The sequence below is a fragment of the Pseudomonas sp. S1_G07 genome (genome assembly GCF_054668565.1).
This window is the reverse complement of record NZ_CP162778.1, coordinates 4474848-4496030: the sequence shown is the minus strand read 5'-3', so window position 1 is coordinate 4496030 and position 21183 is coordinate 4474848. Positions and strand designations below refer to the sequence as shown.

The 21183-nt window shown below is 61.0% G+C and carries 19 protein-coding genes and 2 pseudogenes; 10 read left to right on the top strand and 11 right to left on the bottom strand.

The window, feature by feature from the left end; translation table 11 throughout:
- Positions 1-21: 21 nt before the first annotated feature.
- Both AB4O05_RS20315 and AB4O05_RS20310 read right to left on the bottom strand, forming a co-directional pair.
- Positions 22-336, bottom strand: a complete 315-nt coding sequence (locus AB4O05_RS20315; protein ID WP_460135691.1) for an SCP2 sterol-binding domain-containing protein — start codon at positions 334-336, stop codon at positions 22-24.
- A gap of 56 nt (positions 337-392) precedes the next feature.
- Positions 393-1103, bottom strand: a complete 711-nt coding sequence (locus tag AB4O05_RS20310) for a histidine phosphatase family protein (RefSeq protein WP_460135693.1) — start codon at positions 1101-1103, stop codon at positions 393-395.
- Positions 1104-1310: 207 nt separating this feature from the next.
- On the opposite strand from AB4O05_RS20310, the gene sohB reads away from it, so the two are divergent.
- A complete protein-coding gene (gene sohB, locus AB4O05_RS20305; protein ID WP_460135694.1) occupies positions 1311-2336 on the top strand; it encodes a protease SohB in 1026 nt (341 codons plus the stop codon).
- A gap of 95 nt (positions 2337-2431) precedes the next feature.
- Here the strand turns inward: sohB and AB4O05_RS20300 are convergent, their stop codons facing one another.
- Positions 2432-3547, bottom strand: coding sequence for an MDR/zinc-dependent alcohol dehydrogenase-like family protein (locus AB4O05_RS20300; RefSeq protein WP_460135695.1), 1116 nt, complete (start codon positions 3545-3547; stop codon positions 2432-2434).
- Between the two features lie 67 nt (positions 3548-3614).
- A complete protein-coding gene (locus tag AB4O05_RS20295) occupies positions 3615-4622 on the bottom strand; it encodes a substrate-binding domain-containing protein (RefSeq protein ID WP_460135697.1) in 1008 nt (335 codons plus the stop codon).
- 532 nt (positions 4623-5154) lie between these two features.
- Between AB4O05_RS20295 and AB4O05_RS20290 the strand changes: the two genes are divergently transcribed.
- Positions 5155-6723 carry a TerC family protein gene (locus AB4O05_RS20290; protein ID WP_460135698.1) on the top strand — a complete coding sequence of 523 codons (1569 nt, stop codon included), beginning with the start codon at positions 5155-5157 and terminating at the stop codon, positions 6721-6723.
- A gap of 22 nt (positions 6724-6745) precedes the next feature.
- On the opposite strand, the pseudogene AB4O05_RS20285 reads toward AB4O05_RS20290, so the two are convergent.
- A pseudogene (locus tag AB4O05_RS20285) lies at positions 6746-7033 on the bottom strand (thioredoxin family protein); the annotation flags it as partial.
- A gap of 403 nt (positions 7034-7436) precedes the next feature.
- On the opposite strand from AB4O05_RS20285, the gene AB4O05_RS20280 reads away from it, so the two are divergent.
- From AB4O05_RS20280 to AB4O05_RS20245, 8 genes are all read left to right on the top strand, one after another.
- On the top strand, positions 7437-8285 hold the full coding sequence (locus tag AB4O05_RS20280; RefSeq protein WP_460135699.1) for a transporter substrate-binding domain-containing protein: 849 nt from the start codon (positions 7437-7439) through the stop codon (positions 8283-8285).
- A gap of 52 nt (positions 8286-8337) precedes the next feature.
- Complete coding sequence (locus tag AB4O05_RS20275; protein ID WP_090403350.1) at positions 8338-9000, top strand: amino acid ABC transporter permease; 663 nt, start codon at positions 8338-8340, stop codon at positions 8998-9000.
- Between the two features lie 11 nt (positions 9001-9011).
- Positions 9012-9674, top strand: a complete 663-nt coding sequence (locus AB4O05_RS20270) for an amino acid ABC transporter permease (RefSeq protein WP_460135700.1) — start codon at positions 9012-9014, stop codon at positions 9672-9674.
- Positions 9671-10453 carry an amino acid ABC transporter ATP-binding protein gene (locus AB4O05_RS20265; RefSeq protein WP_460135701.1) on the top strand — a complete coding sequence of 261 codons (783 nt, stop codon included), beginning with the start codon at positions 9671-9673 and terminating at the stop codon, positions 10451-10453. Before AB4O05_RS20270 ends, AB4O05_RS20265 begins: the two co-directional genes overlap by 4 nt.
- Positions 10454-10469: 16 nt before the next feature.
- Positions 10470-10859 (top strand): RidA family protein, encoded by a 390-nt coding sequence (locus AB4O05_RS20260; protein ID WP_124433008.1) that lies wholly within the window; start codon positions 10470-10472, stop codon positions 10857-10859.
- Between the two features lie 146 nt (positions 10860-11005).
- Positions 11006-11770 (top strand): IclR family transcriptional regulator, encoded by a 765-nt coding sequence (locus AB4O05_RS20255; RefSeq protein ID WP_460135702.1) that lies wholly within the window; start codon positions 11006-11008, stop codon positions 11768-11770.
- Positions 11771-11779: 9 nt separating this feature from the next.
- Positions 11780-12988 (top strand): amino acid deaminase, encoded by a 1209-nt coding sequence (locus AB4O05_RS20250; protein ID WP_460135703.1) that lies wholly within the window; start codon positions 11780-11782, stop codon positions 12986-12988.
- Positions 12989-13087: 99 nt separating this feature from the next.
- Positions 13088-13996: a sugar kinase gene (locus tag AB4O05_RS20245; protein WP_460164790.1), complete on the top strand. Its 909-nt coding sequence runs from the start codon at positions 13088-13090 to the stop codon at positions 13994-13996.
- A 144-nt stretch (positions 13997-14140) separates the two neighbouring features.
- Here AB4O05_RS20245 and AB4O05_RS20240 read toward each other — a convergent pair whose 3' ends face one another.
- The 6 genes and pseudogenes from AB4O05_RS20240 to AB4O05_RS20215 form a co-directional block, all read right to left on the bottom strand.
- The gene (locus AB4O05_RS20240) at positions 14141-14416 is read right to left on the bottom strand and encodes a peptidylprolyl isomerase (protein WP_460135704.1); all 276 of its coding nucleotides are present in this window, start codon (positions 14414-14416) and stop codon (positions 14141-14143) included.
- A gap of 43 nt (positions 14417-14459) precedes the next feature.
- The gene (locus AB4O05_RS20235) at positions 14460-15824 is read right to left on the bottom strand and encodes an ATP-binding protein (protein ID WP_460164922.1); all 1365 of its coding nucleotides are present in this window, start codon (positions 15822-15824) and stop codon (positions 14460-14462) included.
- Positions 15804-16465: pseudogene (locus AB4O05_RS20230) on the bottom strand (PAS domain-containing protein); the annotation flags it as partial. The gene AB4O05_RS20235 and the pseudogene AB4O05_RS20230, both read right to left, overlap by 21 nt.
- 281 nt (positions 16466-16746) lie before the next feature.
- Positions 16747-18699 carry an acetoacetate--CoA ligase gene (locus AB4O05_RS20225; protein ID WP_460135706.1) on the bottom strand — a complete coding sequence of 651 codons (1953 nt, stop codon included), beginning with the start codon at positions 18697-18699 and terminating at the stop codon, positions 16747-16749.
- 58 nt (positions 18700-18757) lie between these two features.
- Positions 18758-19531, bottom strand: coding sequence for a 3-hydroxybutyrate dehydrogenase (locus AB4O05_RS20220; protein ID WP_460135707.1), 774 nt, complete (start codon positions 19529-19531; stop codon positions 18758-18760).
- Between the two features lie 7 nt (positions 19532-19538).
- Complete coding sequence (locus AB4O05_RS20215; protein ID WP_460135708.1) at positions 19539-20930, bottom strand: GntP family permease; 1392 nt, start codon at positions 20928-20930, stop codon at positions 19539-19541.
- Positions 20931-21183 lie beyond the last annotated feature (253 nt).

The following is a 21183-nucleotide window of genomic DNA, read 5'->3' as shown; positions in this document are numbered from 1 at the left end:
GATTTCTTGACCGCGGTCTTGTCAGCCCGGGAACAGGTCGCTCAGCTTCATCGCCAGCATCATGTCGCCGTCGGCGCGCAGCTTGCCGCTCATGAAGGCCTGCATGCCGTCGGTTTCGCCGCTGACGATGCCTTTCATGGTTTCTGCGTCCATGACCAGGGTCACTTGGGCATCAGGGTTTACACCTTCCTTCAGTTCACAGGTGCTGTCTTTGACGATCAGCGAGAAGTTCTGGTTCTCGTCGATCTGGAAACCAAATACCAGATCCAGGCCAGCAGCAGCTTCTGGGTTGAATTTGGCTTTCATCGCTTCTACAGCTTTGGCTACGTCAGTCATGGTTTCGATCCTTTAGGGTAGAGTCCAGTGACCTTGGGGTCACGGTTGGCCGCACTTCATCGGAAGGTGATGAGTTGCGGCGCCTTCAACAGTTGCAAGTGGGTATGGCTGTTGAAGGAAGCCAGTGCCACCTCGCGCCCGCGGAATTTCAGCTGGTTGAGCGAGGTGTTAACAATTTGCCAGTTCAGTTCGAAAGCCTGGGCGGCGGGCATTCGGGTAATCAGGTGGAGCAGGGCGGTGATAGTGCCGCCGGAGGTGAATACCGCAATCTTCTGCGCGTTGTCCGCCGCCTCAAGAAGCCGTTGCAGGCCACTCTGCACGCGCTCGACAAACCCCAGCCAGCTTTCCAGCCCAGGCGGATCGTAAGTGCCAGCCAGCCAGCGTTCGATGATCAGGGCGAAAATACGCTGGAATTCGCTGCGGTTTTGCGCGGCGTTGCGCAGGATGTCCAGGGCTTCGGGCTCGGTGCCGAGCAGGTCGGGGAGCAGGGCGCGGATGATCGCTTCGGCGTCGAATTCGTTGAAGGCACTGTCGATTTCAAGCAACGGTACCGGCAGGCCGAGGGCGCTGTATTGATCGAAGGCGGCAGTGGCGGTGTGCTGCTGGCGGCGCAGGTCGCCGGCCACGCAGCGGTCGAACACCAGGCCCATGTCGGCCAGGTGGCGACCGAGCACTTGCGCTTGTTCCACGCCGACGGGCGACAGGACGTCATAGTCGTCTGCACCGAAGGAGGCTTGGCCATGTCGAATCAGATAGATGCTGCCCACGTCCGTTTTCCCGGTACGCTGAAGGTTTGGCGAGGTTATGAGGATGCCAGGGAGCTGTCAATGAAAAAACATACGCTTGTTTTAAAAGCTCATTAGAGCCCTCAGTTGCCAGCAGTTTGATCACTGGCCCGAATTCAGTGCCGCCGGTATGCTTGGGCTATCCGCGCCTGGCGCACTGCTTTTGTAAATGTACTTGTAAGGAGTCACATGGATTTTTTGGCCGAATATGCCAGCTTTCTCGCCAGGACCGTCACCTTGGTGGTTGCCATCCTGGTGGTATTGATCAGCTTCGCGGCGTTGCGCAGCAAAGGGCGGCGTAAGACCGCCGGGCAACTGCAGGTCAGCAAGCTGAATGATTTCTACAAGGAACTGCGTGAACGCCTGGAATCGAGCGTGCTCGACAAGGAGCGGCTCAAGGCCCTGCGCAAGAGCGAAAGCAAAACCGAAAAGAAGACCAGCAAGAAGAAACCCGAGGCCAAGCCACGGGTGTTTGTGCTGGATTTCGACGGTGACATCAAGGCCTCGGCCACCGAAAGCCTGCGCCATGAAATCACCGCCTTGCTGAGCCTGGCCACGCCAAAGGATGAAGTGGTACTGCGTCTGGAAAGCGGCGGCGGCATGGTCCACAGCTACGGCCTGGCCTCTTCGCAATTGGCGCGTATCCGCCAGGCGGGCGTGCCCTTGACCGTGTGCATCGACAAGGTCGCGGCCAGCGGCGGCTACATGATGGCGTGCATCGGCGAGAAGATCATCAGCGCGCCGTTCGCCATACTCGGTTCCATTGGCGTGGTGGCGCAGCTGCCCAACGTCAACCGCCTGCTGAAAAAGCACGACATCGACTTTGAAGTGCTCACCGCCGGCGAATACAAGCGCACTCTCACGGTGTTTGGCGAAAACACCGAGAAGGGCCGGGAGAAGTTCCAGGAAGACCTGGACATCACCCATCAACTGTTCAAGAACTTCGTCTCGCGTTATCGCCCGCAGTTGGCGATTGACGAGGTCGCGACCGGGGAAGTGTGGCTGGGTGTTGCAGCCCTCGACAAGCAACTGGTCGACGAGCTGCAGACCAGCGACGAATACCTGGCCACCAAGGCCAAAACGGCCGAGGTGTTCCACCTGCATTACGCCGAGCGCAAAAGCCTGCAGGAGCGCGTCGGCCTGGCGGCCAGTGGTTCGGTGGACCGCGTACTGCTCACCTGGTGGAACCGGTTGACCCAGCAGCGCTTCTGGTAATTGGGTCACCTCTGGAAGCGCGGGCTGTGGTGGTGAGCGGGTTTGTCGAATCGCCGCACTACCCGCGCAGGGCTGCGAAGCAGCCCAGGTTGAGGCTATGGTTCCAGCACCACCTTCAGTGACTTGTCCCCCCGCTCCATCACCGCAAATGCTTGCTTGAAGTCTGCCAGGGCAAACTTGTGTGTGACCACGTCGCGCATATCGATCTTGCGGTTGCCAATAAAGTCGATGGCGCGTGGGTACATATAGGGCCCCAGGTGCGAGCCGAGCACGTCCAGCTCCTTGCGGTCGCCGATGATCGACCAGTCCACCGTGGCCTCGTCATTGAATACGCTGAACTCGACGAACCGCCCCAGTTTGCGCAACATCGCCAGGCCCTGGTTCACCGCCTGGTGGTGGCCGGTGGCTTCTATATAAATGTCACAGCCATAGCCGTCGGTGATCGCACGAATCTTCCCCAGCACGTCGACTTCGGCCGGGTTCCACACCTCGTCGGCGCCCATGCGCAGGGCGAGGGCGCTACGTTCGGGCTTCATGTCCAGCACGATCAGTTTCTTCGGGTTGCGCATGCGCACCGCGCCGATGATCCCGAGGCCCAAGGTGCCAGCCCCGGCGACCACCACCACGTCATCGAAATCCACATTGGCCCGTTCGGCGGCATGCAGCGAACACGCCAGGGGTTCGATCAGGATGGCTTCCTCCGGCGCGATGGCGTCCGGCACCTGGTGGATGATGCCTTCCTTGGTGAAGATCATGTATTGGGCCATGGCGCCCTGTACGTTGTTCTGAAAACCATAGAGGTCGTGCTTCTGGCACATCCAGTACTGGCCGTGGTTGCAGAAGCGGCAACCCCAGCACGGCACGATCTGTTCGGAAATCACCCGGTCACCAATCTTCACGCCGCGCTTTTGCGCGCCGGGGCCCAGGGCGACCACGCGGCATACGAATTCATGGCCGGGGATCATCGGCGGTTTTACATAGCGCGGTTGCTCGGCATCGCCCCAGAACGAGGGCGCGCCGCGATAGGTCTTGATATCGCCCATGCAGATGCCGCACAGCTCGACCTTGGTAAGGATCTCATCGGGGCCAGGCACGGGCACGTCGACGGTTTCCAGGCGATAGTCTTCGGGGCCGTGGCAAACCACGGCCTGCATGGTTTTCGGAATGGTCGGGGACAGGTGTGCAAGCGGACGTTCGGTAAGGGTGGACATGACTGACCTCTCGGCAAAGATGAACGTATCGCTCCCGCGCGGCGCACGGGAGCGATCCAGCCACTGGCTATTTGCTGCCGCTGACTTGCTGGTACAGCGTGTCGGCGTTGGCATGGGTCACCGGCACCCATGGCAGGATGTAGTTCTTCGCGGTGCCGTCGGCCCACTTCAGGTCCTTGGCGTAGCGTTCCCAGATCACCGATTGAGGTTTGTAATCCTTGCCGGCCAGTGCACGCAGGGCCACGTCCAGGGCGCCTTGGGACTGGGCCTGGGCGTCTTGCAGGAAGGTGATGACTTCGTCCTTTTTCGCCGCCTGGATTGCATCGGGCATGCCGTCGATGGAGGTGACCGGCACGTCCTTGGACGTCAAGCCATGGGATTTCAGCGCCTGTACGGCGCCGAGGGCCATGTCGTCGTTTTGCGCGATCACACCATTGATACCTTTGGGGTGGGCGTTAAGCCAGTCTTCAGTCAGCGTCATGGCCTGGGCACGGTCCCAGTTGGCGGTCTTCTTCTCGATGATCTTGATACCAGGGTGCTTGCCCAGGACTTCCAGTTCGCCTTTTTCCCGGTCGATCTGCGCCGACTGGCCAATCGGCCCCTGAATGATCACCACATTGCCCTTGCCGTTGAGCTTGTCGACCATCGCCTGGGCCTGCAGCCGGCCGCCTTCCACATCGTCATTGCCGACATAGGGCACGGCGGTATCGGCGACCTTGGTGTTCGAGGCGATCACCACCACGTCATTGCTCATGGCTTGCTTTACCGTGCCCACGCCGGCCTTGGTGTCGATCGGCACGAACAGGATGGCGTCGTAGTGCTGGGTCACCATGTTTTCGATCTGGTTGTTTTGCGTCAACGCGTCGTAGTTGCCGTCGAACACGGTGAGCTGCACGGTGCCGTCTTTGACGGCGGGGTGTTCCTTGAGTTCGCGCACCCAGTTCTGCATGAACTGACCCTTGAGGCCATAGACCGCGGCGCCGACCTTGTAGGGCTTGCCGTCGGCGGCCAGGGCGATGCTGCTGGCGAGGAGGGTGAGGGCCGCGGCGGCGGCGAAGGTCGTACCAAGTTTCATGATGAGAACCCCATTTATTGTTGTAGTCGTTCATTCATTGGAAAAGAAACTGGCGGCGTGGCCCTCGTACGGTGATTGCCTGCAGGGTGCATGGCCATGCCTTGCAGTGATCATATGTTTATCAAATGAAAATCTGATCAGTCAAATGCTTTCACCGAAAACCGCAAAAAAGACCAGATAAAGCTGATTTTTTGGATTTTTTAAATTTTAGAGAATGTTTTTTTCAGTTTTCTTGTGTGATTTGTCTGATATTAATTTCATTGGGTGATCATATGATCGATCTAATTTACAGATCTTGTAATAATTTTGCGTTGTAAGGGATTCCTGCGGCGACTGTACGATTCAAGTCCTTTTGTTAACGCAGGATTTGCATGAACACCCTCTCGGAGCCTCCCAGTCGTCTTCCCTCAAGACAGGCGTTGTCGCCATCCCCGTTGAAACACCCCGTATTCCGACTGCCAACCTTGTACCGGTCCACTGACCGCACCTTGCCGTGCCCGGCATTCTGAACACTGATCACGAGACTCTATAAATGGAATGGTTAGCGGATCCAACGGCCTGGCTCGGCCTGTTGACCTTGATTGTGCTGGAACTGGTATTGGGTATCGACAACCTGGTGTTTATCGCGATCCTGGCGGACAAGCTGCCGCCGGAGCAGCGTGACCGCGCGCGGCTGATCGGGTTGTCCCTGGCGCTGCTGATGCGCCTGGGCCTGTTGGCGAGTATTTCCTGGTTGGTGACCCTCACCCAGCCGCTGTTCGAGGTGTTCGACAAAAGCTTCTCCGGCCGTGACCTCATCATGCTGTTTGGCGGGGTGTTCCTGCTGTTCAAGGCCACCATGGAATTGCACGAGCGCCTGGAGGGCCATGTGGCGCAGCGTACGGGCAATGTGGCCTATGCGATGTTCTGGCCGATCGTGGCGCAGATCGTGGTGCTCGACGCCGTGTTCTCCCTGGACGCAGTGATCACTGCCGTGGGCATGGTCGATGAGTTGGCGGTGATGATGATCGCAGTGATCATTTCCATCGGCCTGATGATCGTTGCGAGCAAGCCGTTGACGCGCTTTGTCAACGCCCACCCCACAGTGATCATGCTGTGCCTGGGTTTCCTGATGATGATCGGTTTCGCCCTGACCGCCGAAGGCCTGGGCTTCCATATTCCCAAGGGCTACCTGTACGCCGCCATCGGTTTCTCGATCCTGATCGAGGTGTTCAATCAGATTGCCCGCGCCCGTCGCAAGAAGTCGGCCCAGGGTGTATTGCCGGTGCGTGAGCGTACGGCCCACGCGGTCATGCGCTTGCTCGGTGGTCGCAGCCTGGCGGCAGAAGAGGTGGGTGAGGACGTGGCCGATCTGCTGGGCGAGCCGGATGCCGGCCAAGGCCCGCTGTTCGACCGGCGCGAGCGGGTGATGATCAGCGGCGTGTTGCAACTGGCCGAGCGGCCGATTCGCACGTTGATGACGCCCAGGGTCAAGGTCGACTTTATCGACCTGGCAGACGACCCCGACACGATCCGCCTGAAGTTGATGCATTCGTCCTACTCGCGCCTGCCGCTGATTCGCAACAGTGCGGTGGATGAACCTCTAGGCTTCGTGCACAAAAAGGAGCTGCTCAAGGACTACCTGGCCGGGAACGAGCCGAACCTGGAGCATCTGGCTCGTCGAGCGATCAACCTGCTGGAGTGTTTTTCGATTCTCAATGCCCTGGAGCAGATGCGCCAGGCGTCCACCCATATCGCCTTCGTGGTCAACGAATTCGGCGACTTCATGGGGGTGTTGAGCATGACCGACATCCTTGAATCCATCGCCGGGGAATTACCGGACGCCAGCGAAATAGAAGGGCCGGATATCGTCGAGGAAGGCGGTGGCTTCCGTGCCAACGGCGCCTTGAACCTCAGCCAGGTGCGTCAGCGCACCGGCTTCAAGGCTGTGGCGACCGAGGACTATCAGACCCTGGCTGGCCTGGTGATGAGCCTGTTGGATCGCTTGCCGGTGGTGGGCGATAGCCTGGAGCATGAGGGGTGGCGCTTGACGGTGGCTGCGGTGGAGGAGCGGCGTGTGACGCAGGTGGTTTTGCGCTCTTGCAATGGGCATAGCGTTTGAATGTGTCTTCGACAAATTGCTCTTGCTCGTCCAGCGGGCCGAAGCCTTTGAATTTTTCCATCAGCGTGCCGTTGAGGAAGATCAGCAGTGTTGGGGTGCCTGTCACATCCGGGTGCCTTGGTGTCTGGGCGCAATCGAGCACCAGGCTGACCACCGAGGGATATTGACTGGCGATCCGCTCAAACAACGGCCCTGAGCTGGTGCATGCCGGGCAGTGATCTGAGACAAACAACATGAACACCGGGCGCGAAGTATTCAGTGCGCGCCGGTATTCTTCGGCATTGGCGATGGTTGCATTAGCAATCCCCATGATGATCTTCCTCTGAGCCGTGCAGGTTTTTACCAACGCTAAGCCCGTCGATCCCCCTCGTCTACTGTCAACCTTCACAGGTCAGCGTCAGGCTCCAGGCGTTCCCGCGTCTTGCATGCCTGGCGCCCTGCCTGTGCGCCTCCTGGTACGGATGTGCGCGGTAACAGGGCGGTGACGCACGCCAATGGCGCTGTCACCGCTGTGTGGGGCCTAGGGTAGCAATTTGATTGCAGCTGATGGCGCTGCGCCGCTTTTTGCGTGCTGATTTATCTATTTGATTATTAAGGATTTTATTAACGTCATATGTTTCCGTTAAGGCGTGTGGCACACTTTCTGCTGTCTATTCCGTTGTTACATACTAAGTTCCGGTATAGCGGAATACACAACTCCTGGAGTGCTTGTCATGCATCACCGACCTTCCGTGTTTAAAGCGTGTGTTTTTCTCTTCGCCGCATCGGCTTCCCTCGCCAGCCACGTGCAGGCGGCGGACAGCAAGCTCGATGATGTGCTCAAGCGTGGGCACCTGATCGTGGGTACAGGCAGTACCAATGCGCCGTGGCACTTCCAGGGAGCGGATGGCAAGTTGCAGGGGTTCGATATCGACATCGGTCGCATCGTGGCCAAGGGATTGTTCAATGACCCGTCCAAAGTCGAGTTTGTGGTGCAGTCGTCCGACGCACGAATTCCCAACCTGCTGACCGACAAGGTCGACATGAGTTGCCAGTTCATCACCGTCACCGCCAGCCGCGCACAACAGGTGGCGTTCACCCTGCCGTACTACCGTGAAGGTGTGGGCCTGCTGCTGCCGAACAACAGCAAGTACAAAGAGATTGAAGACCTGCAAGCGGCCGGCGACAGCGTCACCGTAGCCGTGCTGCAAAACGTGTATGCCGAAGAACTGGTGCACCAGGCGTTGCCCAAGGCCAAGGTCGACCAGTACGACAGCGTCGACCTGATGTACCAGGCCGTGAACTCCGGCCGCGCCGATGCCGCCGCCACTGACCAGTCCTCGGTCAAGTACCTGATGGTGCAGAACCCTGGCCGCTACCGCAGCCCGGCTTACGCCTGGAGCCCGCAAACCTATGCGTGCGCGGTCAAGCGTGGCGACCAGGACTGGCTGAACTTCGTCAATACCGCCCTGCATGAAGCCATGACCGGCGTGGAATTCCCCACCTACAAGGCCTCGTTCAAGCAATGGTTTGGCGTTGACCTGCCAGAGCCTGCGATTGGTTTCCCTGTTGAATTCAAGTGATTCGGAATAACCGGGGCGCCCGTCAAGGCGCCCCAATCAGGTACTGCTGACCATGAATTATCAGTTGAACTTTGCCGCCGTATGGCGCGATTTCGACACCTTGCTGGCGGGGCTCGGACTGGGCTTGCAGCTGGCGTTGCTGTCGATCGCCATCGGTTGCGTGATCGGCCTGCTGATGGCGTTTGCCATGCTGTCCAGGCATCGCGCGTTGCGCATCTTCGCTTCGGTGTATGTGACGGTGATCCGCAATACGCCGATCCTGGTGTTGATCCTGTTGATCTACTTCGCCTTGCCCAGTCTGGGCATCCGGCTGGACAAGATCCCCTCGTTCATCATCACCTTATCGCTCTACGCCGGCGCCTACCTGACCGAAGTATTCCGCGCCGGGCTGTTGAATATTCCCAAGGGCTTGCGTGAAGCCGGGCTGGCGATTGGCCTCGGCGAGTGGCGTATCCGCGCCTATATCACCGTGCCGGTGATGCTGCGCAACGTACTGCCCGCGCTGTCCAACAACTTTATCTCACTGTTCAAGGACACTTCGCTGGCCGCTGCCATCGCGGTACCTGAACTGACTTATTACGCCCGCAAGATCAACGTCGAAAGCTACCGGGTGATCGAAACCTGGCTGGTCACGACCGCGCTCTACGTGGCGGCCTGTTACCTCATTGCCATGCTGCTGCGTTACCTGGAGCAGCGTTTGGCGATCCGTCGTTAAGGAGGGTTTGCATGTACGAGTCCCCCAGTTGGCTGCATGAGTTGTGGATCGCCCGGGACACCCTCTGGGCGGGGTTTCAGACCAGCATTTATTGCTCGGCGCTGGCGATTATCTTTGGCACCCTGATCGGCATCTTTGCCGGCCTGGTGCTGACCTACGGCAAATTCTGGATGCGCGCGCCGTTCCGGCTGTATGTCGACTTGATCCGTGGCACGCCGGTGTTCGTGCTGGTGCTGGCGTGTTTCTACATGCTGCCGGCGCTCGGTTGGCAGATCAGCGCGTTCCAGGCCGGCGCGGTCGGGCTGACGTTGTTTTGCGGGTCCCACGTGTCGGAAATCGTACGCGGCGCGCTGCAAGCCATTCCCCGTGGGCAACTGGAAGCGGGCAAGGCGATTGGCCTGACGTTCTACCAGTCCCTGGGCTACGTGCTGTTGCCCCAGGCGCTGCGCCAGATCCTGCCGACCTGGGTCAATTCTTCCACGGAAATCGTCAAGGCCTCGACCCTGCTCTCGGTGATCGGCGTGGCCGAGTTGCTGCTGAGCACCCAGCAAGTGATCGCGCGCACCTTCATGACCCTGGAGTTCTACTTGTTCGCCGGGTTTCTGTTCTTTGTCATCAACTACGCCATCGAGTTATTCGGGCGCTACATTGAAAAGCGGGTGGCCTTGCCATGAACCAACCTCAAACAACCCAACCGCTGCTGGACATTCGCGGCCTGCGTAAACAATACGGCGAGGTCGAAGTGCTCAAGGGCGTCGACCTGTCGATGCAGCGCGGCAACGTCGTGACCTTGATCGGCTCCAGCGGCTCGGGCAAGACCACGCTGTTGCGTTGCGTCAACCTGCTCGAAGAGTTCCAGGGCGGCCAGATCACTCTGGACGGCGAGTCCATCGGCTACAGCGATATCGGCGGCAAGCGCGTGCGCCATCCGGAGCGGGTAATTGCCCAGCACCGTGCGCTGACCGGCATGGCATTCCAGCAGTTCAACCTGTTCCCGCATCTGAGCGCGTTGCAGAACGTGACCCTGGGCTTATTGAAAGTTAAGAAAATGCCTAAGGACGAGGCGGTGGCGCTCGCGGAAAAATGGTTGGACCGTGTAGGACTTCTGGAGCGTCGTAATCATTTTCCTGGGCAACTGTCAGGCGGTCAGCAACAGCGTGTGGCGATTGCCCGCGCCATTGCGATGAACCCCAGCCTGATGCTGTTCGACGAAGTCACCTCGGCCCTCGACCCGGAATTGGTAGGGGAGGTGCTCAGCGTGATCAAGGGCCTGGCGGAGGAGGGCATGACCATGTTGCTGGTCACCCACGAAATGCGTTTTGCCTATGAGGTCTCGGACCAGATCGTATTCATGAACCAGGGGCGCATCGAGGAGCAGGGCTCGTCGAAAGATATTTTCGAACGGCCGCAGTCGCCGCGCCTGGCGGAATTTTTGAAGAACATTCGTTTTTAATCAGGGAGCATAGTTTATGAGCATTACTCGTTACGGTGCCGGCAGCACCGCCGGTGGTGGCCAGCCACGTCCTTTCGCCCGCGCGGTGGAAGCGGACGGCTGGCTCTACGTCTCGGGCCAGGTGCCAGCAGTGGACGGTGAAATCATCACCGGCGGCATCATCGAGCAAACCCGGCAGACCATGCGCAATGTGGTGGCGATCCTCGAAGAAGCCGGCTACGAACTCAAAGACGTGGTGCGCGTGGGCGTATGGCTGGAAGACCCACGGGATTTCTGGAGTTTCAACAAGGTGTTCGGTGAATACTTCACGCCCGAGCACGCCCCGGCGCGGGCCTGCGTGCAGGCCAATATGATGGTCGACTGCAAGGTCGAGATTGATTGCGTGGCCTACAGGAAAAAGGGCTAAATATTTGCTTCCCGTAAGAGCGAGCTTGCTCGCGAAGATCGTCAACGATGACGCGAGCATTCTGAATGAACGCGTTACCTTGACGTTTTTCGCGAGCAAGCTCGCTCCTGCAGAAGACCTCATTCAACCCGGGACCGAACACCGCCATGACCGAAGACACCATCAAACGCCGCGCCAAAGGCCTGGACCGTGCATTCGATATCCTCGATTTTCTCAAGGAGATCGGCCAGCCCCTGCGTCCGAATGATATTGCCAGCGGCATCGGCAGCCCCAAGTCCACCGTCTACGAATTGGTCGCTTCCTTGCTCGAACGGCGCATCCTGGAAACCGTGGGCAAGGACGGTCACGTCTACCTCGGCCGTCAGCTGTACTTTCTCGGCCAGGCGCATTTACGCCATTTCGACCTGACCCGCGAGGCCGACCACGCCTTGCAGGAGATCGTCAGCCAGACCCACGAAACCGCGCAGATGTGCCTGCTCAACGGGCGCAAGTACACGGTGGCGCTGATGCGCGAAGGCGAGCGGCATTTTCGGATTTCATCGGACATCGGCGAAAACGCGCCCATCCCGTGGACGGCGTCCGGGCGCCTGTTGCTGGGGCACTTGAGTGATCAGCAGATCATCGACCTGATCGATCACGACGATTTCATCCTGCCGGACGGCCAGCGCCTGCCGCTGGAGACGTTCCTGGCGCAAATCCGCCAGGCCACCGCCGATGGGTTCTTTTCCTTCGACAGCGTGGCCGACACCTTCACCCATTGCTTTGCCGCCCCGGTGCGGGATGCGCAAGGCGTCAGTATTGCGACCTTGTGCATTGTCGCTCCACGTGCCGATGCGCTTAAAAACTATAACGACTATCGCCGGGTATTGATCGACAGCGCCAATAACCTGGCCCGTCGCATTAACGAATAGGAGCCCCCCATGTCTGCCATCAATGCCGTTGAAAAAGGCGCCGCCGCCGTCGGTGCCCACCTGGTCCGTGACGTCAGCCTGCCGGCCCTGGTCCTGCACCGCGAGGCCTTGGAACACAACATCCGCTGGATGCAGGCCTTTGTCAGCAACAGTGGCGCCGAACTCGCGCCCCACGGCAAGACCAGCATGATGCCAGCGCTGTTCCAACGCCAGCTCGCCGCCGGCGCCTGGGGCATCACCCTGGCCAACGCGGTGCAAACCCGCGCCGCCTATGCCGGCGGTGTGCGCCGTGTGCTGATGGCCAACCAACTGGTGGGCGCGCCGAACATGGCGTTGATCGCCGACCTGTTGGCCGACGCGGATTTTGACTTTCATTGCATGGTCGATCACCCGGACAACGTCGCCGACCTGGGGCTGTTCTTCGCCGCCCGTGGCCTGCGCCTGAACGTGATGATCGAATACGGCGTGGTCGGCGGTCGTTGTGGTTGCCGCAGCGAGCAGCAAGTGCGCGACCTGGCCAAAGCGATCAAGGCCCAGCCGGCCCTGGCCCTGACCGGCATTGAAGGCTATGAAGGCGTGATTCACGGCGAGCACGCCGTCAGCGGCATCCGCGACTTCGCCGCCAGCCTGGTGCGCCTGGCCGTCGACCTGCAAAACAACGGTTCATTCGACCTGCCCAAACCGATCATCACCGCCTCGGGTTCGGCCTGGTATGACCTGATCGCCGAGTCCTTCGAAAGCCAGAACGCCGCCGGCCGTTTCCTCAGCGTGCTGCGCCCTGGCAGCTATGTGGCCCATGACCACGGTATTTACAAAGAGGCGCAATGCTGCGTGCTCGACCGTCGCAGCGACCTCAACGAAGGCCTGCGCCCGGCCCTGGAAGTCTGGGCCCACGTGCAGTCGTTGCCCGAACCGGGCTTTGCGGTGATCGCACTGGGCAAGCGTGATGTGGCCTACGACGCCGGTTTGCCGGTGCCACTCAAGCGCTACAAGGCCGGTATTTTGCCGGCCGAAGGCGATGACGTGAGTGCCTGCAAGGTCACGGCGGTGATGGACCAGCATGCGTTCATGGTGGTGGCGCCGGGGGTTGAGCTACGCATCGGCGACATCATTTCCTTTGGCACTTCCCACCCGTGCCTGACCTTCGACAAGTGGCAGGTCGGTTGCCTGGTGGATGAAGACTTGCGTGTGGTCGAGTCCTTGCACACCTGTTTCTAGACCGTGTCGCGTCCTTCGCGGGCAAGCCCGCTCCTACGGAGTTGGTGGGAGCGGGCTTGCCCGCGAAGAGGCCATCAGCCACACCAGAGATCATAAGGCATGAACACACACCCTCGCATCGCCCTGATCGGCGAATGCATGATCGAACTGCAACACCGCGCCGATGGCAGCCTGCACCAAAGCTTCGGCGGCGACACTTTGAACACGGCGGTGTACCTGCGCCGCGAGCTGGGCGATAGCGGCAGCGTCGACTACGTGACCGCCCTGGGCGACGACAGCTTCAGCGACGCGATGTGCCAACAGTGGGCCGACGAAGGCCTGGGGCTGGGCATGGTCCAGCGTTTGCCAGGGCGATTGCCGGGTTTGTATTGCATCCAGACCGATGCCAATGGCGAGCGCAAGTTTCTCTACTGGCGCAACGAGGCCGCCGTGCGCGAGTGCTTCACCACGCCTGCGGCCGAGCCGATTTTGGCGGTGTTGCCGGCGTATGACGTGGTGTATTTCAGTGGCATTACCCTGGCGGTGCTGGGCGCGGTGGGGCGTGAGCGTTTGCTGCAAGCCCTGATCGAGGCCCGTCATCGCGGCGCCAAGGTGGTGTTCGACAACAACTACCGGCCACGTCTGTGGGCGAGCGTCGAGGTGGCGCGTGCGGCGTATCGCCAGGTGATGGCCGAGGTGGATATCGCCTTGCTGACCGAGGACGACGAGCAGGCCTTGTTTGGTTATGCCGACAGCGAGCAGGTGTTCGAGGCGTACCCGGCGATTGACGAGGTGGTGCTCAAGCGTGGGGCGGATGCGTGTTTGATCCGTTGCAACGGCGAGCGCTTTGCCGTGCCGGCGTTGAAGGTGGAGAAGGTGGTGGATACGACGGCGGCGGGGGATTCGTTCAGTGCGGCGTACCTGGCCAGCCGGCTCAAGGGGGGCTCGCCAGAGGCGGCGGCGTTGGCTGGACATCGGTTGGCGAGCCGGGTGATCCAGGTGCCGGGGGCGTTGATTCCCAGAGGCTAGGCGAATGGCCGCCTGCGGCGGATCGCGGGCAAGCCCTAACTTCAGTCAGTTAAGAGACAGAGCGAGCAAAGTAACCTGTGGCGAGCGGGCTCGCCACAGTACGGTGTTCCTCCTTGACTGCCTGTGATGGCGCCCGCTCACCCATCAATCGCGGTAAAACACCTGCACCAGGTGATAGCCAAACTTGCTCTTGATCGGCCCATGCACCACCCGCAGTGGTTTCTTGAAAATCACCGCATCGATCGCCCCGACCATCTGCCCCGGCCGAATCTCCCCCAGGTCGCCGCCGCGCTTGCCGGACGGGCAGGTGGAGTACTTCCTGGCCAGCACGTCAAAGGCTTCGCCCTTGGCAATGCGTTGCTTGAGCTGCTCGGCCTCTGCGCTGGTTTTCACCAGGATATGACGGGCTTGGGCTTTCATGGGGTTCTACCAGGTGGGCGACGGCGCGCGATTATGCCTGAACTCATTCGACGGTGCTGATCATGCCGCGGATTTTAGTCGCCAGCCGGTCGATGGAAAACGGCTTGGCCACCATGTCCATGCCATCCTCCAGGAAGCCTTGGCGCTCGGCGGCTTTTTCAGCGTAACCGGTCATGAACAGGACCTTCAGGCCCGGGCGGTGTTGGCGGGCGATTTCTGCCAGTTGCCGGCCGTTCATGCCCGGCAGGCCGACATCGGTCACCAGCAGGTCGACGCGCAGGTCCGACTCCAGCAGCGGCAGCGCCGTGCGCGAATCCGCCGCCTGGTGCGCGGTGTAGCCAAGTTCGTCGAGTAGATTGACCACCAGCATGCGCACCGCCGGGTCGTCCTCGACCACTACCACGGCCTCGCCGGCCCGCGCCAGTGGCGCCTGGCCGAGGCTGGCGGGCTCGTCGTTTTCCAGGGCGGTGCCGTGCAGGCGCGGCAGGTACAGGCGCACGCAGGTGCCCTGGCCCGGCTCGCTGTGAATGGTCACGTGGCCACCGGATTGCTGGGCAAACCCGTAGATCATCGAGAGCCCCAGGCCGGTGCCCTGGCCGATAGGTTTGGTGGTAAAGAACGGGTCGAACGCCTTGGCCAGGATCTTCGGCGCCATGCCGGTGCCGTTGTCGCGCACGCCCAGCATCACGTAGTCGCCGGCCTTGACCGGTTCGACCGTGCTGATGTCGGTGCCGTCCAGGTAGCTGTTGGCAGTTTCGATCAGCAGTTCGCCGCCATCGGGCATGGCATCACGCGCGTTGATCACCAGGTTGAGCAGGGCGTTTTCCAGTTGGCTGGCGTCGGTGTTGACCGCCCAGATGTCAGGGCCCAGGTTGACCTTGAGGGTGATGTGCGCGCCTTTTGTGCGTTGGAACAGATCTTCCAGGGACGCGACCAGCTGGTTGGGGTCCAGCGGGCGTCGGTCCAGCGACTGGCGTCGCGAGAACGCCAGCAGGCGATGGGTGAGGGCGGCGGCACGATGCGCCGAGGACACGGCGGCATCGGTAAAGCGGCCGATTTCCTCGCTGCGCCCGTCGGCGATATAGCGCCGCATCAGGTCGAGGCTGCCGATAATGCCGGTGAGCATATTGTTGAAGTCATGGGCGATGCCGCCGGTGAGCTGGCCCACCGCTTCCATTTTCTGGGCGTGGCGCAGGGCGTCTTCGGCACGCTCGCGCTCGAACATCTCGTTTTGCAGGCGCTGGTTGGCTTCGGCCAGCGCCTGGGTACGCTGGGCCACGCGCTCCTCAAGGTTTTCGTTGAGGTTGCGCAGGGCTTCTTCGGTGAGCTTGCGCTCGGTTTCATCGATCACAAAAATATAGAAGCCATTCACTGAACCGTCATTGCTGAAGCGCGGCAGGTACTTCATCAGTGCATGGCGTGGCCGTCCGTCGCGATGGGGGTGATGGTCATGAAACTGCAGGCTTTGCCATTGAGTGCGTCGGCGATCTTGTCCGCGCGCCCGGCATACACGTCATCGCCCAATACTTCACGGATGGTCTTGCCGTACAGCGCCTGGGGCGTCATGCCGTACCACTCCAGGTAGGCGCTGTTGTTGAGGCGAAAGCGCTGCTCATGGTCGACATAGCCGATCAGCACCGGCATGGCGTTGATGATCAGCTGCAACTCGGTCCGGCTCTGGCGCAGGGCCTGGAGGTTGTCTTCGGAACCTTGTTGCAGTTCACGGGCCTTACGGCGTCGTTCGTTGGTTTCGATGGCGGTGACGAGGATGCCGGCCACGGTGCCGCTTTCGTCTCGGACCGGGCTGCAGGTCAGGTCGAGCCAGATCTCGGTGTCGCGGTGATCGCGTTGCAGCACAAAACGCTGCTCGGTGAAGATACGCACCTGGCCGCCGAGGACGGCGTCGTAGACGGGCGCGGTGAAGCGTTGCAACGCCGTCCACGCCTGGTGTGCCGGTTGGCCGAAGACGCCGGGGTGCTTGTTGCCCAGCAGCAGGGCAAAGCTATCGTTGTAGAGTTGGGTGAGTTCACTGCCCCACAGCAGGAGCATCGGCATCGGCGAGTGGAGGACGATGTCGACGGCTGTGCGCAGGCTTTGCGGCCAGTCATTGGCCTCACCGAGCGGGCTGCGTGCCCAGTCCAGCCGTGCAATCAATGCAGCGGCTTCGCTACCGGTGGTGGTTCCCTTCATAAAAAGCCCTGAGCGTAACGCTTTGAAAAATGACAACACCCATTATCCCGTGAGCCGGGAAAGGGTGACTACCCCCGAAAAATAGCATGCATTGGGAGGTTGTCTTCAAAACCCAGGGTTAACGCTGAAACCTTTCATCTTCAGGCCAGTTCCGCACGATCGCGAAATTGCTCCAGCGCCTGCGGGTTGGCCAGGGCGTCGGTGTTCTTCACGGGCTCGCCATGCACGACGTTGCGCACTGCCAATTCCACGATCTTGCCACTGATGGTACGGGGGATGTCGGTGACGGCCAGGATCTTGGCCGGCACATGGCGGGGCGTGGTGTTGGCGCGGATCACCTGGCGGATCTGCTGTTGCAGGGCCTCATCCAGTGCGACCCCGTCCGCGAGGCGCACAAACAGCACCACCCGTACGTCGTCCTGCCAGCGTTGGCCGATGGCCAGGCTTTCCACCACCTGCGGGAGTTTTTCCACCTGGCGGTAGATCTCTGCGGTGCCGATGCGCACGCCGCCGGGGTTGAGCACCGCGTCGGAGCGCCCATGGATCAACAGGCTGCCATTGGCGCGTTGCTCGGCGTAGTCGCCCTGGGCCCAGACGCCGGGGAACTGGCTGAAATACGAGGCGCGCAGTTTTTTCTGCTGCGGGTCATTCCACAGCCCAATGGGCATCGCCGGGAAGTGCCGGGTGCACACCAGTTCGCCTTTTTCACCGATCAGCGGCCGGCCCTGGTCGTCCCATACCTCGACCGCCATCCCCAGGCTTTTGCACTGTATCTCGCCACGCCGCACCGGCAGCACCGGGTTGCCGATCACAAAGCAGGAGACGATATCGGTGCCCCCGGACATCGACGCCAGGCACAACTGGGCCTTGATCTCGCGGTACACATAGTCATAGCTCTGGGGTGACAGCGGCGAACCGGTGCAGATCAACCCCTTGAGGCTGCCCAAGTCATGGCTCAGGCGCGGTTGCAACCCGGCCTTTTCCAAGGTGACGAGGAACTTGGGGCTGGTGCCGAACACGCTGATTTGTTCTGCATCGATCAGGTCGATCAGGCGCTCGGGGCCAGGATGGAACGGTGAGCCGTCATACAGCACCGCCGTGGCGCCAATCGCCAGCACCGACACCAGCCAATTCCACATCATCCAGCCGCAGGTGGTGTAGTAGAACAGGCAATCCTCGCCGGACAGGTCGGCATGCAGGCCGTGTTCCTTGAGGTGAGTGAGCAGCACACCGCCAGTGCCGTGGATGATGCATTTGGGCACGCCGGTGGTGCCGCTGGAATAGAGGATATACAGCGGGTGGTCGAATGGCACCGCGACAAATTCAGGCTCGCCGCCGGGTTGGTAAAAGTCATCCCAGCGTGTGACGGTCGCCTGGGTGCGGTAATCCTCGACCCGTGCCTGGGGCCGCGCATACGGCACGATAATCAGCTGCTCCAGGGAGGGCAGCCGTTCGAGTATTTCATTGAGCTTGGCGCTCTGGTCGAGGGTTTTACCGGCGTAGCGGTAACCGGCGCAGGTGATCAGCACTTTGGGCTCGATCTGGCCGAAACGGTCGATCACGCCTTGGGTGCCAAAGTCCGGCGATGAACACGACCAGATCGCGCCCAGGCTGGTGGTGGCGAGCATGCCCGCCAGGGTTTGCCAGGTATTGGGCATGCACGCCGCCACGCGGTCGCCCTGGGTGACACCCGCTGCCCGCAGGCTGCGCTGCAAGCCTGCGACATGCTCGGCGAGTTTGGCGTAGGTCAGTTGTTCGCGCTGGCCGTCTTCACTGATGGCAACCACCGCCGGGTGCGCGTCACGCCGACGCAGCAGGTGCTCGGCGAAGTTCAGGGTGGCGCCGGGAAACCACTGGGCGCCGGGCATCTCGGTATCTTCGATCAGCACGGCCGTGGGCGGGGTGCGAAATTGCACATCGAAGAATGCCACGATGGCCTGCCAGAAGGCGGGACGCTGGTCGATGCTCCATTGGTGCAGGGCGGGGTAGTCGCTGAGCTGCACGCCGTGTCGATCATTGATAAAGCGCCGGAACTGGTCCATTCGCGTGTTGCGGATGCGTTCCGGGGAGGGTTGCCAGAGGATGTCGGACATAAGGTTGCCTCTTATTCTTGGACAAGCCAGCTCATACATTAGCTCTTCGGTGTTTGATTTACTGGGCCAGCCAGCCGCCGTCGATATTCCACGCGGCGCCGCGTACCTGGGCGCCCGCTTCGCTGCATAAGAACAGCACCAGCTCACCCAATTGCGGCGGGGTGACGAACTCCAGCGACGGTTGTTTCTCCGCGAGCAAATCGTGCTGCGCCTGTTGCGGCGCCACCCCGTTGGCGATGCGATCATCGATCTGCTTCTGCACCAACGGCGTCAGCACCCAGCCTGGGCAAATCGCATTGCAGGTCACATTGCTGGTGGCGGTTTCCAGGCCCACTACCTTGGTCAAGCCGATCACCCCGTGCTTGGCCGCCACATACGCAGCCTTACCCATGGAACCCACCAGGCCATGCACCGAGGCGATGTTGACGATGCGCCCCCAGCCCTTGGCCTTCATGCCCGGCAGGCTCAAGCGAGTGCTGTGGAACACCGAGGACAGGTTGATGGCAATGATCGCGTCCCAGCGCTCGGCCGGGAAGTCTTCCACCGCCGCCACGTGCTGGATGCCTGCGTTGTTCACCAGAATGTCCACGCCGCCGAACTCGCGCTCGGCGTAGGCGAGCATGTCGGCGATCTGCGCCGGGTCACTGACGTCCGCCGGGTGATGGCCGACCTTGCCGCCAAACGCCCGCACCTGGGCGATCACCGCGCTGGCGTCGCCAAAGCCGTTGAGGATCAGGTTGGCGCCAGCCTGGGCCAGGCTCAACGCGATGCCCAGGCCGATGCCGCTGGTGGAACCGGTGACCAGGGCGGTCTTGCCGTTCAAGTTGGTCATGAAAACCTCACACAATGCCGGTGGCGTAGAAAGTACCGATTACCACGAACACCGCGAGGGTCTTGATAATCGTGATGCCGAAAATGTCCTTGTAGGCTTCGCGGTGGGTCAGCCCGGTGACCGCCAGCAACGTGATCACCGCGCCGTTGTGGGGCAGGGTGTCCATGCCGCCGCTGGCCATGGCCGCCACCCGGTGCAGCACTTCAAGAGGAATATTGGCCGCATGGGCCGCCGCGATGAAGCTCTCGGACATCGCGGCCAGGGCGATGCTCATGCCACCGGAGGCGGAGCCGGTGATGCCGGCCAGCAGGGTCACGGTAATCGCTTCGTTGACCAGTGGGTTGGGGATGCCCTTGAGCCAGTCCGCCAGCACCAGAAAGCCCGGCAGCGAGGCGATCACCGCACCAAAGCCGTATTCCGAGGCGGTGTTCATCGCCGCCAGCAAGGCACCGCTGACCGCGCTTTTACTGCCTTCGGCCAGCTTGCTCTTGATCGCCGAGAAGCCGAACACCAGCACCACGATAATCCCCACCAGCAACGCTGCTTGCACCGCCCAGATCGCGGTGAGCTTGGCGATTTCGGTGGTCACCGGCGCGCTCATGCCCGGCAGGCTGAGGCTGTGGGTCTTGCCGTACCACTGCGGGATCCAGTGGGTGAAGAGCAGGTTCATCACCCCCACCAGAATCAGCGGCGACAGCGCGATCCACGGGTTGGGCAACGCGAGGTTTTCGGCGGTTTCCGGCTCGTTGCGCAGCTCGGTGCCGTAGCCTTCACCGGCGCGTTGCGCCTTGTTGCGCTGGCGCGTCAAGTACAGCATGCCGGCGCAGAACACGAAGATCGTGCCGATCAGGCCAAGCCATGGCGCGGCCCAGGCGGTGGTGTTGAAGAAGGTGCTGGGGATGATGTTCTGGATCTGCGGCGTGCCGGGCAAGGCGTCCATGGTGAACGAGAATGCACCGAGGGCGATGGTCGCCGGGATCAGGCGCTTGGGGATATCGCTCTGGCGGAACATCTCGGCGGCAAACGGGTACACCGCAAACACCACCACAAACAGCGACACGCCGCCGTAGGTGAGCAGGGCGCAGACCAGCACGATCACCAGCATCGCCTGGCGCGTACCGAGCAAGCGGATCGCGGCAGCCACGATGGAGCGCGAGAAACCCGACAGCTCTATCAGCTTGCCGAACACCGCACCGAGCAGGAACACCGGGAAATACAGTTTGATGAAGCCGACCATTTTCTCCATGAACACCCCGGTAAAGGCAGGGGCGACGGCGGACGGGTCGGTAAGCAGCACGGCGCCGAGGGCGGCGATGGGGGCAAAGAGGATAACGCTATAGCCACGGTAGGCAGCCAGCATCAGCAGCGCGAGGGCTGCCAGGGCAATGATCACACTCATGGTGTGTCTCCATCGGATTGTTATTGTTGTGGGGTGAAGCGGTGGAGAAGGGCTATAGCGAGATGCGTGCCAACTGGTTAACTTATTGAAATATAAAGATATTATTTTATAGCAAGAAGAAATGTCTCTATTTAGAGACTGTAGAGACACCCTGTAGGAGCGAGCTTGCTCGCGAAGATCGCCAACGATAACGCGGAAATCCAGGGAGAACGCGGCGCACTAGGGTTTTTCGCGAGCAAGCTCGCTCCTACAA